The 14,895-nt window shown below is 71.8% G+C and carries 16 protein-coding genes; 5 read left to right on the forward strand and 11 right to left on the reverse strand.

Annotated features, from left to right (window positions below; all coding sequences use genetic code 11):
- Window positions 1–127: 127 nt before the first annotated feature.
- The 10 genes from AB0K14_RS12125 to AB0K14_RS12170 form a co-directional block, all read right to left on the reverse strand.
- On the reverse strand, window positions 128–859 hold the full coding sequence (locus AB0K14_RS12125) for a sirohydrochlorin chelatase (protein WP_360453055.1): 732 nt from the start codon (window positions 857–859) through the stop codon (window positions 128–130).
- Complete coding sequence (locus AB0K14_RS12130) at window positions 856–1,728, reverse strand: ABC transporter permease (RefSeq protein WP_360453057.1); 873 nt, start codon at window positions 1,726–1,728, stop codon at window positions 856–858. Before AB0K14_RS12130 ends, AB0K14_RS12125 begins: the two co-directional genes overlap by 4 nt.
- Window positions 1,715–2,503, reverse strand: a complete 789-nt coding sequence (locus AB0K14_RS12135; protein WP_360453059.1) for an ABC transporter ATP-binding protein — start codon at window positions 2,501–2,503, stop codon at window positions 1,715–1,717. Before AB0K14_RS12135 ends, AB0K14_RS12130 begins: the two co-directional genes overlap by 14 nt.
- Window positions 2,504–2,524: 21 nt before the next feature.
- Complete coding sequence (locus AB0K14_RS12140; RefSeq protein ID WP_360453061.1) at window positions 2,525–3,586, reverse strand: ABC transporter substrate-binding protein; 1,062 nt, start codon at window positions 3,584–3,586, stop codon at window positions 2,525–2,527.
- 10 nt (window positions 3,587–3,596) lie between these two features.
- On the reverse strand, window positions 3,597–4,940 hold the full coding sequence (locus AB0K14_RS12145; RefSeq protein ID WP_360453063.1) for a GTP-binding protein: 1,344 nt from the start codon (window positions 4,938–4,940) through the stop codon (window positions 3,597–3,599).
- Entirely contained in the window at window positions 4,941–5,846 is a 906-nt protein-coding gene (cysD, locus tag AB0K14_RS12150) for a sulfate adenylyltransferase subunit CysD (RefSeq protein ID WP_360453065.1), read from the reverse strand.
- Window positions 5,843–6,544: a phosphoadenylyl-sulfate reductase gene (locus AB0K14_RS12155; RefSeq protein ID WP_360453067.1), complete on the reverse strand. Its 702-nt coding sequence runs from the start codon at window positions 6,542–6,544 to the stop codon at window positions 5,843–5,845. Before AB0K14_RS12155 ends, cysD begins: the two co-directional genes overlap by 4 nt.
- Entirely contained in the window at window positions 6,541–6,702 is a 162-nt protein-coding gene (locus AB0K14_RS12160) for a hypothetical protein (protein WP_033437321.1), read from the reverse strand. Before AB0K14_RS12160 ends, AB0K14_RS12155 begins: the two co-directional genes overlap by 4 nt.
- Window positions 6,703–6,823: 121 nt before the next feature.
- Window positions 6,824–8,506, reverse strand: coding sequence for a nitrite/sulfite reductase (locus AB0K14_RS12165; RefSeq protein WP_360453070.1), 1,683 nt, complete (start codon window positions 8,504–8,506; stop codon window positions 6,824–6,826).
- Window positions 8,507–8,618: 112 nt separating this feature from the next.
- Window positions 8,619–8,705: a putative leader peptide gene (locus AB0K14_RS12170; RefSeq protein WP_360453279.1), complete on the reverse strand. Its 87-nt coding sequence runs from the start codon at window positions 8,703–8,705 to the stop codon at window positions 8,619–8,621.
- A gap of 93 nt (window positions 8,706–8,798) precedes the next feature.
- Between AB0K14_RS12170 and hemW the strand changes: the two genes are divergently transcribed.
- On the forward strand, window positions 8,799–10,013 hold the full coding sequence (gene hemW / locus AB0K14_RS12175) for a radical SAM family heme chaperone HemW (RefSeq protein WP_360453072.1): 1,215 nt from the start codon (window positions 8,799–8,801) through the stop codon (window positions 10,011–10,013).
- A 31-nt stretch (window positions 10,014–10,044) separates the two neighbouring features.
- Here hemW and AB0K14_RS12180 read toward each other — a convergent pair whose 3' ends face one another.
- Window positions 10,045–10,821, reverse strand: a complete 777-nt coding sequence (locus tag AB0K14_RS12180) for a GNAT family N-acetyltransferase (protein ID WP_360453075.1) — start codon at window positions 10,819–10,821, stop codon at window positions 10,045–10,047.
- 109 nt (window positions 10,822–10,930) lie between these two features.
- On the opposite strand from AB0K14_RS12180, the gene hrcA reads away from it, so the two are divergent.
- From hrcA to AB0K14_RS12200, 4 genes are all read left to right on the forward strand, one after another.
- Window positions 10,931–11,953, forward strand: a complete 1,023-nt coding sequence (hrcA, locus tag AB0K14_RS12185) for a heat-inducible transcriptional repressor HrcA (protein ID WP_360453078.1) — start codon at window positions 10,931–10,933, stop codon at window positions 11,951–11,953.
- Between the two features lie 82 nt (window positions 11,954–12,035).
- On the forward strand, window positions 12,036–13,184 hold the full coding sequence (gene dnaJ, locus AB0K14_RS12190) for a molecular chaperone DnaJ (protein WP_360453081.1): 1,149 nt from the start codon (window positions 12,036–12,038) through the stop codon (window positions 13,182–13,184).
- Complete coding sequence (locus AB0K14_RS12195) at window positions 13,181–13,915, forward strand: 16S rRNA (uracil(1498)-N(3))-methyltransferase (protein WP_360453084.1); 735 nt, start codon at window positions 13,181–13,183, stop codon at window positions 13,913–13,915. The genes dnaJ and AB0K14_RS12195 overlap by 4 nt, the downstream gene beginning before the upstream one ends.
- Before the next feature lie 199 nt (window positions 13,916–14,114).
- The gene (locus tag AB0K14_RS12200) at window positions 14,115–14,792 is read left to right on the forward strand and encodes an alpha/beta fold hydrolase (protein WP_360453086.1); all 678 of its coding nucleotides are present in this window, start codon (window positions 14,115–14,117) and stop codon (window positions 14,790–14,792) included.
- Window positions 14,793–14,895 lie beyond the last annotated feature (103 nt).

Consider the following 14,895-nt stretch of genomic DNA (forward strand, 5'->3'; position numbering starts at 1 on the left):
AGCGTTGAACTCGGGGGTCCTGAACGTAGGACACGGGCGTTCTGAACGTAGGACACGCGCGACGCGAACGTAGGACACGCGCGTTCTGGAGGTAGGACACGCGCGGGGTTGGAGGTAGGACGCGCGGTTAGGCGGAGTGGGCCAGTGGGGCGGACGCCGCGGCCTCGTAGCGGTGCAGGACCAGTTCGGCCACCTCGGGGTCCGGGCCGAGTGGCGGGGCGATGATCGCGTCCCCGCCGGCCAGCCGGGCCACCCGGTCCGGGAGGAAGCCCGGTGCCAGGAACCACGACGCCACGGCGATGCGACGGGCACCCTGGGCACGCAGGCGCGCCACGGCCGTGGGCACGTCCGGTTGCGCGGCGGAGGCGAAGGCCGCTGTCACGCCCGCCCAGCCGGAACCCGCGGCCCAGCGGGCGGCGATCGACGACACCAGGGCGTTGGCCGGGGGGTGCGACGAACCCGCGCCGGCCAGGACCACGCCCAGCGTGCGATCACGGGACCGGACACCGACCGACGCCAGCCGGCGCAACGCCGCCGACTCCAGCCGGGGATCCGGGCCGAGCACGTCGGAGATCGTCACGTCCAGGCCGGGCAGGCAGGCGTCCGCGACCGCGCTCGGCACGTCCACCCGCGCGTGGAAGGCCTTGCCCAGCAACAAAGGCACCACCACGGCCGAACGGTGACCGTCCGCGTACACACCACGCAGCACGTCACCCAGCAGTGGCACCGAAAGGTCCAGGAACGACCCGCGCACGTCCACCGACGGCGCCAACGCCCGCACCACGTCCAACAGCTCGTGCACGGTCGCCGCCGACCGGGGATCACGACTGCCGTGCGCCACGGCCACCAGCGCGGTCACAGGGCGCCCGTCAATCCGCGCGCCCGCAGCACCGCCCGCTCCAACGGCCGGAACACCAGCAGCTCGATGCCCACGCCCACCAGCAGGATCAGGAAGATCGCCGCGATCACCATCGAGATGTCGTTCAACGCCGACCCGTTGTGCAGGTACTGCCCCAGCCCCTCGCCGAGCTGCGGCGACGTGGCGATGATCTCCGCGGCCATCAGCGACCGCCACGAGAACGCCCACCCCTGCTTCAACCCGGCCAGGTACCCGGGCAGGGCGGCGGGCAGCAGGATGTGCCGTGCCGCGGCCATCCGACCGGCGCCCAACGCCTGACCGACCCGCGGCAACAGCGGCGGGATCTGGTCGACGCCCGACACCAGGCCGTTCGCGATGGACGGCACGGAACCCATCAGCACCACGAAGTAGATGGTCGCGGGCGTCGCGCCGAACCACAGGATGCCCGCCGGCACCCACGCCACCGACGGCAGCGACTGCAGGCCGGTCAGCAACGACCCGATGGCCGCGCGCACCACCCGCACCTTGGCGATCAGCAGGCCCAGTGGCGTGGCGATCACCACGGCGGTGAGGAACCCGAGCACGGCGCGGCTCACCGAGGTCCAGAGCACCTCGAACGCCCGGCCGGTCTCGATCGCCTCGGCCACCGCCGCCCACACCGACCCGGGCGCGGGCAGCTGGTACTCCGGCCAGAACGCCAGCGCCCACAACGCCTGCCACACGCCGAGCAGCAGGGCGAACGCGATCAGCGGCGGCACGGCCGTGCGGAGGAACCGCTTGCGGAACGACGGCCGCTGCTCACCGGACGGCGCGTCGAGCGCGTCCAGACCGGCGCCGACGGCCGCGAGGTCGGTGTCAAGCTGCGGCATGACCGCTGATCACCTCTCGCAGGTGGGTCGTGATGTCCTCGATGACGGCGGGCTCGTCGCAGTCCACGGTGGACCACTCGCGCACCACGCGGCCCGGGCGGGACGACAGCAGCACGACCCGCTGGCCCAACCGGACGGCTTCGCGCACGTCGTGCGTGACGAACACGATCGCCGTGGACGTCTCCCGCCACACCCGCACCAGCTCCGCCTGGAGCACGTCGCGGGTGATGGCGTCCAGCGCGGCGAACGGCTCGTCCATCAGCAGCAGACCCGGCGTGCCGTCCTCGGCGCTGCCGAGCGTGGACGCCAGGGCGCGCGCCAGTGCCACGCGCTGCCGCATGCCGCCGGACAGCTCGTGCGGGCGCTTGTGGCCCGCGCCGACCAGCCGGACCAGCGACAGCAGCTCGCTGGCCTTCTCCCGCCGCGGGCCCCGCTTCAGGCCCGCCAGCCGCAGCGGCAGCTCGACGTTGCGCGCCGCGGTCAGCCACGGCATCAGCGCGGCCTCCTGGAACATCACGGCGGGCCGCGACGTGGTCAGCTCGATGCGGCCGGAGGTGGGCGCGTCCAGCCCGGCGACCAGGTTCAGCAAGGTCGACTTGCCGCAGCCGGACGCGCCCAGCAGGCACACGAACTCGCCCGGGGCGACCGACAGGTCGACGCCGTCGAGCGCGACGACGCCGGCCGAGCCGTGGCCGAAGACCTTCCGCACCCCGGACAAGGTCACCGCGGCGTCCACGTCGGACAAGGCCGCTGGGGTCTCAAGCGTGGCGGTCATGGTGTGCCTGCCTTCCTCGAGTTACTTCTTGTCCAGCCCGGCGGTGTCCACGGTCGGCTTGCCCGCCGCCGAGAGCACCTTGTTCAGCAACGTGAAGTCGGCGAGACCGGCCACGTTCGCGGCCTCCTTCGCCACGCCCGCGGTGACGGCGTCCTGCGCCAACCGCGGGAAGCTCTTGGCCTGCGGGTCCAACGTCAGCTCGATGTTGTCGAACGCCCGGTCCAGCACCGGGTCGCCCAGCGCCTTGCCGGTGAGCTGCTTCAACGCGTTGTTGACGACCTGCTTGGCCTCGACCTCGTTGTTCAGCGCGAAGTCGGTGGCCGCGAGGTGGCCGCGCAGCAGCGCCTCGACCGTCTGCGGGTGCTCCCGCAGGAACTTCGCCCGCACGAGGATCACCGTGGTCGGGAACTCGCCGCCCTCCCACAGGTCCTTCTCGTCCAGCAGCACCTTCGCGCCCGCCTCCAGCACCAGCCGTGACGACCACGGCTCCGGCGCCCACGCACCGTGGATGTCACCGCGCTTGAACAGGTCCAGCGACTGCGAGTTCTCGACGTTGGTCACCTGCACGTCGAGCTTCTCGTCGGCCAGCCACTTCTTGAGCGCGACGTCCTGCGTGTTGCCCAGCTGCGGGCTGGTGAGGATCTTGCCGTTCAGGTCGGCGGGCGAGGTGATCTCGGGCTTGACCACGAGTTGCGCGCCGCCCGACGTGGCCCCGGAGACCAGCCTGACCGCCTCGCCGTTCGACTTGGCGTAGGCGTTGATCGCGGGGCCGGAACCGATGAACGACACGTCCAGCGAACTGCCGAGCAGCGCGTTCACCGCGTCGGGGCCGGCGTTGAACGTCTGGGTGGTGAGCTTGGTGCCGCCGAGTTCCTTGGCGAACAAGCCCTTGTCCACGCCGATCAGGGCGGCGGCGTGGGTGACGTTGGGGAAGTAGCCGAGGCGGACCTCCGCCGCGGCACCCTGGTCCTGGGCGCCGGCGGCGGTCTCCGCGCCGCGGTCGATCCGGGAGCACCCGGCGAGTGCGGTCAGTGCGGTCAGTACTGCCAGTGACGTGGTCAGGAAGCGGCGCTTGGTGTGCACGGGAGACCTCTCAGGGGCCGGGGGACACGAGGGCGTGGCTGTCGGGTTGGGCGGGATCATCGCCCTCGGTACAGCTGTCCACGCCGTCCACCTCCGGCAGCGGAGCACCCACGAGCCCCGCGGCCAGCGTGCTGCCGTCGGCGGCGTCGATGACCAGGAACGCTCCCGTGCGGCGGTCCTTCGTGTAGTCGTCCACCGGGATCGGCTCGGCGGTGCGCACCGCGACCTGGCCGATCTCGTTCAGCGCCAACGAGCCCGGCGCGTCGGTGCTGCCCAGCTTCTGCTCGTCGAACCGGGTGCGCAGCTCGGTGACGATCGCCTGCACGGTCCGGGTGCCGTGCTTGACCAGGACGCGGGCGCCCGGCGTCAACGCCTTCTCCGACAGCCAGCACACCGTGGCCTCGAACTCGTCGGTCACCCTCGGCGGCTGCCCGGCGGTGGCGATCAGGTCGCCCCGCGAGATGTCCAGCTCGTGCGCCAGCAGCAACGTCACCGACTGGCCGGCGACCGCCTCCCGCAACGGGCCGTCGGCGGTGTCGATGCCGGTCACGGTGGACCGCAGCCCGGCCGGGAGCACGGCGACCTCGTCACCGACCCGCACCGTGCCCGCCGCGACCTGGCCCGCGTAACCGCGGTAGTCCGGGTGCTCGGGGGTGCGCGGGCGGATCACGTACTGCACCGGGAAGCGGAACGGCGCGTCGTGCGCGTCCGGCTCAACCGGCACCGACTCCAGGTGCTCCAGCAGCGTCGGGCCGCCGTACCAGGGCGTCCGCGACGAGCGGTCCACCACGTTGTCGCCCGCCAGCGCGGACACCGGGATCCCCACCACAGCGTCCTCGGCGTACCCGAGGGCGGTGGCGTGCGCGGTGAACTCCTTGGCGATGCGGGAGAACGTCACCTCGTCGAAGTCCACGAGGTCGATCTTGTTGACCGCCAGCACCAGGCGCGGCACGCCCAGCAGCGCGAGCACGGCGGCGTGCCGGCGGGTCTGCTCGATGACGCCCTTGCGCGCGTCGACCAGCAGCACGCCGAGCTGCGCGGTGGACGCGCCGGTCACCGTGTTGCGGGTGTACTGCACGTGGCCGGGGGTGTCGGCCAGCACGAACGAGCGGTTCGGCGTGGCGAAGTAGCGGTAGGCCACGTCGATGGTGATGCCCTGCTCGCGTTCCGAGCGCAGGCCGTCGACCAGCAGCGACAGGTCGGGGGTGGTCAGGCCGCGGTCGGCGCTGGCCCGGTGCACCGCGTCCAGCGTGTCGGCCAGCACCGACTTGGTGTCGTACAGCAACCTGCCGACCAGCGTGGACTTGCCGTCGTCCACGCTGCCCGCCGTCGCCAACCTCAACAGGTCGCTCATCTAGAAGTAGCCCTCCCGCTTGCGGTCTTCCATGGCGGCCTCGGACAGCCGGTCGTCCGCGCGGGTCGCGCCGCGCTCGGTGAGCCTGCTGGCCGCCACCTCGGCGATGACGGTCTCGATGTCGGCGGCGTCCGACTCGACCGCGCCGGTGCACGACCCGTCGCCGACGGTCCGGTAGCGGACGGTCTTCTCGACCTTGTCCTCGCCCTCGCGCGGACCGCCCCACGGGCCTTCCGCCAGCCACATCCCGTCGCGCAGGTACACCTCGCGGCGGTGGGCGTAGTAGATCGACGGCAGCTCGATGCCCTCGCGGGCGATGTAGTGCCACACGTCCAGCTCGGTCCAGTTGGACAGCGGGAACACCCGGACGTGCTCGCCGGGGCGGTGCCGGCCGTTGTAGAGGTTCCACAGCTCCGGGCGCTGCCGGCGCGGTTCCCACTGGCCGAAGGCGTTGCGCAGGCTGAAGATCCGCTCCTTGGCGCGGGCCCGCTCCTCGTCCCGGCGACCGCCGCCGAACACCGCGTCGAACTTGTGACCGGTGATCGCGTCCAGCAGCGGCACGGTCTGCAACGGGTTGCGCGTGCCGTCGGGGCGCTCGGCCAGCCGACCGTCGTCGATGTAGTCCTGCACCTTGGCGACTTCCAGCCGCAGCCCGTGCTGGGCCACGACCTTGTCGCGGAACTCGATGACTTCCTCGAAGTTGTGCCCGGTGTCCACGTGCAGCAGCGGGAACGGCACCGGCGCGGGCCAGAACGCCTTGACCGCCAGGTGCAGCAGGAGGGTCGAGTCCTTGCCGCCGGAGAACAGGATCACCGGCCGGTCGAACTCGCCCGCCACCTCGCGGAAGATGTGGATCGCCTCGGACTCCAGGCGGCCCAGCGTGTCGAGAGCTGTCGGGGTCGTCATCCGTGCAACCCGCATTCGGTCTTGGCCTGGCCCGCCCACCGGCCGCTGCGGGCGTCGGCGCCCGGCAGCGGCTTCGCGGTGCACGGCGCGCAGCCGATGGAGGGGTAACCCGCCTGCACCAGGGGGTTCTCCAGGATCCCGTGCTCGGCGATGTAGGTGTTGAACTGCTCGTCGGACCAGGGCGCGATCGGGTTGATCTTCACCAGCCCGTTGCGCTCGTCCCACTGCACGATCGGCGTGTTCGCCCGGGTCGGCGCGTCCACGCGGCGCACGCCGGTGACCCACGCGTCGTAGCTCTTGAGCGTGCGCTGCAACGGGATGACCTTGCGCAGCTGGCAGCACCGGCTCGGGTCGGTCTGGTTCAGCAGGCCGAACTGCGCCTCCTGGTCGGCCACCGACTGCTCGGCCGCGGCGTTGACGATGTGCACGCCGGGGTAGACCAGGTCGACGGCGTCCCGCGTGCCGATGGTCTCGGCGAAGTGGTAGCCGGTCTCCAGGAACAGCACCTCGACGTCCGGCTTGACCTTGGTCGCCAGGTCGATCAGCACGGCGTCCTGCATGTTCGACGCGACGATCCAGCTCTCGCCGAACGTGCGGGCGGTCCACGCGAGCGCCTCTTCGGCACTGGCGTCCGCCAGCTCGACCGAAGCGGCCTCGGCGATCACCTTCAGTTCCTCGACCCTGGTGGGGGCGGTCATCGCTGCACCTCCTGAGGAAGGTTGAGACCAACGAACTTCACGGTGAACACGCGGCGACAGGAGGCGCACAGCCACGAGTAGCCGGGCTCCTCCTGCGGGCGAAGGTCCTCGTCGCCGCAGTAGGGGCAGTAGAAGGGGGTGGCCCTCTCGGTGCTCATGGCCGCTCCTCCGGAGACGGCGGCGCGGTCGCCGGGGAAGTTGGTCGTCCGAGCCCGGTTTCCGCCACCTCCGCAAGCTCCGGCGTCGGAAAGCGGCCTCGGACGACCAACGCGACCGCGCTCACTTGAGGTCACCCTCTTCCGCACGGGCGACCCACTGCGGGAACCGCTCGTCCGGCTCGCGCTTGGCGACGAAGTTGCGCACCACGCGCTCGACGTAGTCCGACAGCTCGGTGGCCGTCACCTTGTGGCCGCGCAGCTTGCGGCCGAACCCGGCGTCCAGGCCCAGCCCGCCGCCCAGGTGCACCTGGAAGCCCTCGACCTGGTTGCCGTCGGCGTCGGTGACGATCATGCCCTTGAGGCCGATGTCCGCGGTCTGGATGCGGGCGCACGAGTTGGGGCAGCCGTTGATGTGCACGGAGATCGGCTCCGTGACCCCCGCCACCACGTCGACCAGCCGGGACTCCAGCGCGGACACCAGGTCCACCGCCCGCGCCTTGGTCTCGACGATCGCGAGCTTGCAGAACTCGATGCCGGTGCAGGCCATCACGCCCCGCCGCCACGGCGACGGCTCGGTCTGCAACCCCAGCTTCGCCAGGTCGGCCTGGAGGTTCTTGACCTCTGCCTCGGGCACGTCCAGCACCACGAGCTTCTGCTGGGGCGTGAGCCGCACGCGGCTCGAACCGGCGCGCTCGACCACCTTGGCGATCTCGACCAGCGTGGAACCGGACACCCGGCCCGCGATCGGGGCCGCGCCGATGTAGAACAGGCCGTCCTTCTGCTTGTGCACGCCGACGTGGTCGCGCGGGATCGCGGGCACCTCCGGCGCGGGGCCGTCGACCAGCGTGCGCTTGAGGTACTCGGTCTCGAGGACCTCCCGGAACTTCTCCGGGCCCCAGTCGGCGACCAGGAACTTGATCCGGGCCCGGTGCCGCAGCCTGCGGTAGCCGTAGTCGCGGAAGACGCTGATCACGCCCTCCCACACGTCCGGCACCTCGTCGGACGGCACCCACGCGCCCAGCCGCTTGCCGATCATCGGGTTGGTGGACAGGCCGCCGCCGACCCACAGGTCGAACCCGGGGCCGTGCTCGGGGTGGTCCACGCCGACGAACGCCACGTCGTGGATCTCGTGCGCCACGTCCGGCAGGCCCGAGATCGCCGTCTTGAACTTGCGCGGCAGGTTCGAGAAGCGCGGGTCGCCGATGTAGCGGCGCAGGATCTCGTCGATCGCCGGCGAGCCGTCGACCACCTCGTCCTCGGCGATGCCCGCCACCGGCGAGCCGAGCACCACGCGCGGGCTGTCGCCGCAGGCCTCCATCGTGGTCAGGCCCGCGTCCTCCAGCTTCTGCCAGATCGTCGGGACGTCCTCGATGCGGATCCAGTGGTACTGCACGTTCTGCCGGTCGGTGATGTCGGCCGTGTCACGCGCGTAGGTCTGGGACAGCTCGCCGATCAGCGCGAGCTGCTGGGTGGTGAGCCTGCCGCCGTCGATGCGGACGCGCAGCATGAAGTACTCGTCGTCCAGCTCCTCCGGCTCCAACGTCGCCGTGCGGCCGCCGTCGATGCCGGGCTTGCGCTGGGTGTACAGGCCGTACCAGCGGAAACGTCCACGCAGGTCGGCCGGGTCGATCGAGTCGAAGCCACCGTGGGCGTAGATGTTCTCGATCCGCGACCGGACGTTGAGCGGGTTGTCGTCCTTCTTGCTCCGCTCGTTCGGGTTCAGCGGCTCGCGGTAGCCCAGCGCCCACTGCCCCTCACCTCGGCGCTGCTTGGTGCGCTGAGGCGTCGTCGTCGGGGGGACCATCCTCGTCCTCCGGGGTTTCGGGGCGCTGGTGCGCGTGCGAGTCCCGGTGGAGCTGTGGTGGGGGTCTCGTCAGCGCACCCGGCGCCGACGGGAACAAAAAGGCAGGCGCGGGTTATGCCGAACGACGGCACATCGCGCTGGAGACACGCCGGAAGTCGACGTGGCGGCGGACCACCAGGCGGACTCCGGTCGATGTCATGTCAGTCAGCGTGCCACGCGTCCACCTCGTGGTCCACCGTCATCCGCATCGTGGGACGGGGTTGCGCTGCTGGTAGATGGGACAATGGGGACCATGCCCTCCGCTCTGCCGATCGGTGATCCCGCGCCCTCCGACGGCTCGCTGCCCCCATCCGCGCTCACCGGTCTGGGTGACCGCCCGTTCGGGGTCTACGTGCACGTGCCGTTCTGCGCGACCCGGTGCGGCTACTGCGACTTCAACACCTACACCGCCGGTGAGCTGGGCACTTCCGCCTCGCCGGCGTCCTGGCTGGAAGGGCTGCGGCGGGAGTTGGACCTCGCGGCCACCGTGCTGGGCGACCCGCCGGCGGTGGACACGGTGTTCGTCGGCGGTGGCACCCCGTCGCTGCTCGGAGCAGCGGGACTGGGCCAGGTGCTCGACGCGGTGCGGTCCTCGTTCGGCCTGGCGCCGGGCGCGGAGGTCACCACGGAGTCGAACCCGGAGTCCACGTCGCCGGAGTTCTTCTCGGCCATCCGTGACGCTGGTTACACCCGCGTGTCGCTGGGGATGCAGTCGGCCGCGCGGCACGTGCTCGCCGTGCTCGACCGCGTGCACACGCCGGGTCGGCCGGTGGCCGCCGCGCGCGAGGCCCGCGCGGCGGGGTTCGAGCACGTGAACCTCGACCTCATCTACGGCACGCCGGGGGAGACGGTCGCCGACCTCCGGTCGTCGCTGGACGCCGTGCGCGACGCGGGTGTCGACCACGTGTCGGCGTACGCGCTGATCGTGGAGGAGGGCACGGCGCTGGCCCGCCGGGTCCGCCGCGGCGAGCTGCCGATGCCCGACGACGACGTGCTCGCGGACAAGTACGAGCTGATCGACGCGGCCATGACCGAGCAGGGCCTGACCTGGTACGAGGTGTCGAACTGGGCCGCGTCGGCCGAGGCCGCGTGCCGGCACAACCTGCTGTACTGGCAGGGCGCCGACTGGTGGGGCGCCGGACCGGGCGCGCACAGCCACGTGGGCGGCGTGCGCTGGTGGAACGTCAAGCACCCGGCGAAGTACGCCGAACTCCTGGCCGCCGGCACCTCACCCGCCGCGGGCCGGGAGGTCCTCGGCGACGACGACCGCCGGGTGGAACGGGTGCTGCTGGAACTGCGCCTGTCCACCGGCCTGCCGCTGGACGTGCTCGACCCCGACGGCCATGCCGAGGCCAAGGCCGCCGCCGCCGACGGCCTGCTCGACCAGACCGCCCTTGACGAGGGCCACTGCGTGCTCACCGACCGGGGCCGCCTGCTCGCCGACGCCGTGGTGCGCCGGCTCACGTGATCACTTCGGCTGTCGGACCCCGTCGGCACCTTCACGCCAGGGGTTCCCCGTGGCGGGGACCTGGGCGAAGCCGTTCTTCGAGCGTGATCGACACCGACTCGCCGATCGTCCGGTAGCCCAACGGCCCGTACAGGCGGGTCACCTTCCCGTCCGGCTCGGTCTCCAGGAACGGCGTGCAGCCCGAGTCGAAGACCCGCGCGGTGAGGTCGGCGCACACCACCGACGCGATGCCCCGCCCCCGGAACGACGGCAGCACCGCGATCCCCGCCACCTGCGACAGCCCGTGCCGCGGCGCGGTGTGCGCGCCCGCACCCGCGGCCACACCGTCCAGCCGGGCCAGCACGACCACCCCGTCGTCGCGCAACAGCGACCGCTGCCGCGCCACGTCCTGCGCCCCGGCCACCCCGCCCACGCCGAACGCCGTGTTCTGCACCACGGACACCGCCAGCAGGTCGTCGTCCGAAGTCACCGCCTCGACCGTCAACCCGGCGGGCACCGGTGGCGCGACCAGCTCGTCGACCGCCATCACCGGCAGCAGCTGGTCCGCGGTGAACCCGGCCGCCGCCAGCGCCGCGTCCACCACCGGCGAGGGCCGCAGGTACTCCAACCTCGGCGTGCGCGCCCGCGCCCGGAAAGCCGTGACCAGGGCGTCCACCTCGGCCCGGGTCGGCGCGGCGCCCTCGTCGGGCACGGCGTAGTTCATGAACGGGCTGTCGCTGTGCGCGTCGAAGCGGACCAGGAACGGTCCGACGCGTTCGGCATCGGCCCTGATCGCGTCGCGCAGGGCGGCCTGGACGAGGGTGAGCACACCGGAAGCTACCGGCCGCCGCGAGCCCGGTGACGGGATTTTCCGATACTGGCCCGAACCTCCGTAAACTCAAGGTGAAGCAGCATGCCCCAGCCCGGAGGTGACGCGCGTGAACGCCGATGAGCGCCGGTTCGAAGTGCTGCGCGCGATCGTCGCCGACTACGTGTCGAACCAGGAGCCGGTCGGCTCGAAAGCCCTGGTGGAACGGCACAACCTGGGCGTTTCGAGCGCGACCGTGCGCAACGACATGGCCTCCCTGGAGGAGGACGGGTACATCACGCAGCCGCACACCAGCGCGGGCCGCGTGCCGACCGACAAGGGCTACCGCCTGTTCGTGGACCGGCTCAGCGAGGTCAAGCCGCTGTCCACGCCCGAGCGCAAGGCCATCCAGAACTTCCTCGAAGGCGCCTACGACCTGGACGACGTGCTGCGCCGCAGCGTCCGCCTGCTGGCCCAGCTGACCCGCCAGGTCGCCGTCATCCAGTACCCGACGCTGAGCCGGTCCACGGTCCGGCACATCGAGGTGCTCGCCATCACACCGGCGCGGCTGATGCTGGTGCTGATCACCGACACCGGGCGGGTCGACCAGCGCTCGGTCGACCTCGGCGACGTGATCACCGAGGAGAACGTGGCCCGCATCCGGTCCATGCTCAACGGGGCCATGGTCGGCAAGCGCCTGTCCGACGCCTCGGCCGAGGTCGCGAAGCTGCCCGACGAGTCGCCGGGCGAGCTGCGCGACATCGTGCTGCGGGTCAGCACCGTGCTCATCGAGTCGCTGGTGGAGCACCCCGAGGAACGCCTGGTACTGGGTGGCACGGCGAACCTCACCCGCAACGTGGCAGACTTCCCCGGTTCGCTGCGGCAGGTGCTCGAGGCGCTGGAGGAGCAGGTCGTGGTGCTCAAGCTGCTCGCCGCGGCCCGTGACCCGGGCCGGATCCTGGTGCACATCGGCGAGGAGAACGAAGCGGCGGAGATGCGCAGCACCTCGATCGTGTCCATCGGCTACGGCAGCCGGGACAACCTGCTCGGCGGCATGGGCGTGGTGGGGCCGACCCGCATGGACTACCCCGGCACGATGGCGGCGGTCCGAGCGGTCGCCAACTACGTGGGGGAGATCTTGACCGGACGGTGACGGCGGGGGAACACCGCGGTCCCGAAGGACGTTTCGCAAGCGAGCGAGCGCGTGTCGAAGCGCGTTCGCAGGAGGAAACACGGTGGCGAGGGACTACTACGGCACGCTCGGGGTCGCCAAGAACGCGACTCCCGACGAGATCAAGCGCGCCTACCGCAAGCTCGCGCGGCAGCTGCACCCCGACGTCAACCCCAACGAGGAAGCGCGCTTCAAGGAGGTGACCGCCGCCTACGAGGTCCTGTCGGACCCGAGGAAGCGGCAGGTCGTCGACCTGGGCGGCGACCCGTTGGAGCCCGGCGGCGGTGGCGGCGGCATGCGCGACCCGTTCGCGGGATTCGGTCTCGGCGACATCATGGACGCGTTCTTCGGCGCGGGCGGCGGTGGCGGGCGCGGTCCGCGCAGCCGCGTGCAGCCCGGCTCCGACGCGCTGATCCGGCTGTCGATGACGCTGGAGGAGTGCGCGGCGGGCGCTTCGCGCGAGCTCACGGTCGACACGGCGATCCTGTGCGACCGGTGCGTGGGCAGCGGGTGCGCGGACGGATCGTCCCCGGTGCGCTGCGACACGTGCGGCGGGCGGGGCGAGGTGCAGTCGGTGCAGCGCTCGTTCCTGGGCCAGGTCGTGACGGCGCGGCCGTGCCCGGTGTGCCGCGGCCTCGGCGAGGTCATCCCGGACCCGTGCCAGCAGTGCGCGGGCGAGGGCCGGGTGCGCTCGCGGCGCACCATCTCGGTGCAGATCCCGGCCGGCGTGGCCGAGGGCATGCGGGTGCGGCTCGCGGGCCAGGGCGAGGTCGGCCCCGGTGGCGGACCGGCGGGCGACCTGTACGTCGAGGTCGAGGAGGTGCCGCACGAGGTCTTCGAGCGTGACGGCGCGAACCTGCACTGCTCGGTGCGCATCCCGATGACCACCGCGGCGCTGGGCGCGGTGCTGCCGTTGCAGACGTTGGACGGCGAGGAGGAGCTGGAGATCGAGCCCGGCACCCAGCCGAACACCGAGCTGGTGCTCACCGGGCGCGGCATGCCCCGGCTGCGCTCCAGCGGGCGCATCGACGGCCGCGGTGACCTGCACGTGCACCTGGAGGTCGTCACGCCGACCAAGCTGGACGCCCGGCAGGCCGAACTGCTGCGCGAGCTGGCCGTCGTGCGCGGCGAGGACGAGCCGACGCTCGCGCACAACGGCAAGGGCGGCGGCGGGCTCTTCTCGCGGCTGCGGTCCGGCCGCAACCACCGGTGACCCTGCCGGTCTTCCTGGTCGCCGCGCTGCCGTCGGGTGACGAGGCCGTCCTGGACGGCCCGGAGGGGCGGCACGCGGCGACCGTGCGCCGGTTGCGCGCGGGGGAGGAGCTGGTGCTCTCCGACGGCACCGGCGCCCAGGCGCGGTGCGTGGTGTCGGAGGCGTCCAAGGACTCCCTGCGGCTGCGCGTGGTCGAACGGTGGGTCGTGCCGGAGCCGTCCGTGCGGGTGGTGGTGGCGCAGGCCCTGGTGAAGGGCGACCGGGGCGAGCTGGCCGTGGAGCTGGCCACCGAGGCGGGCGTGGACGGCGTCGTGCCGTGGCGTGCCTCGCGCTGCGTGACCAAGTGGGAGGACGGCCCGCGCGGGGCGAAGGCCCTCGAACGCTGGCGCAGCACCGCCCGTGAGGCGGCCAAGCAGGCCCGCCGGGCGCGCGTGCCGTCGGTCTCCGAACCCGTTTCCACGTCCGGGCTGGCGCGGTTGGCCTCGTCGTCGGCGGTCACTTTGGTTTTGCACGAATCAGCTTCGGTGGCCATCGGATCGGTTCAGCTGCCCACTTCGGGTGATGTGCTGCTGGTCGTCGGACCGGAAGGTGGCATCACCGACGAGGAATTGTCCACGTTGACCGGGGTGGGTGCGCACGTAGTGCGACTGGGACCTGCCGTACTGCGAGCGTCGACCGCGGCGGCGGTGGCTTTGGGTGCGCTGGGTGTGCTGACCGATCGCTGGCGGTAATTGGGCGTGCTCCCTTCTGGCGAACACCTGACATAGGGGTTACCCTCATGGCAGAGGGGTCGCATTGGTCTACCGTGATCGGCTCCTCGCCAGACTCGCCGGACACCTCCCCCCTCGGTCCGGCGCCGCCGCGTCGCGGTGGGACGACCCCCAGGTCCCACCGCGACGCGGCCTCTTTTTTGCGTCCAAGGGGTTTCGATTGCGCATCGTCTACGGACCGCACCCGAGCCAGTTCGGTGAGTTTTCCACGCCGTCCGGTGAATCGTTTCCGGTCATCGTGGTAATCCACGGCGGGTTTTGGCATCAGCGTTATGGATTGGAACTCGGCCGCCCGTTGGCCGCTGACCTGGTCATTCACGGCGTCGCCGCGTACAACGTGGAGTACCGGCGGGTAACCGCGGGTGGCGGTTGGCCCGCCACCGGTGACGACGTGCTGGCCGCCATCGACGCCCTCGACCCCGCGCTGGGCCCCGTCGTCACGCTGGGTCACTCCGCCGGCGGCCACCTGGGGGTCTGGGCCGCCGCCCGCCACCCCCGGGTCATCGGCGCCGTGGCCCAGGCAGGCGTCCTGGACTTCCTCCAGCACCCGCAGATCACCCGGCGAGCCGCCGAACTGCTGGGCGGCACCCCCGCCGAGGTCCCGGCGCTCTACGCCGACGCCTCGCCGGCCGCCTGCCTGCCCATCCCGAAACCGCTGGTCCTGATCCACGGCGAGGACGACGAGGACGTGCCGTTCGCCCAGAGCGAGGCGTTCGCCGAGTCGTCCGGCGCCGAGCTGATCGCCCTCCCGGCCACCGACCACATGTCCCTGATCACCCCGGGCACCACCGCCTGGACCACCTGCCGCGACGCCGCCCTGCGCCTGGCCCGAACGTAGAACTCGGGGTACCCGAACGTTCGACTCGCGCGACCCGGACGTTCGACTCGCGCGTGTCCTACGTTCGGAACGCGCGTGTCCTACGTTCGGGTACCCCGAGTTC

Origin of the sequence: Actinosynnema sp. NPDC050801 (assembly GCF_040673975.1) — a bacterium.
Lineage (GTDB): Bacteria > Actinomycetota > Actinomycetes > Mycobacteriales > Pseudonocardiaceae > Actinosynnema.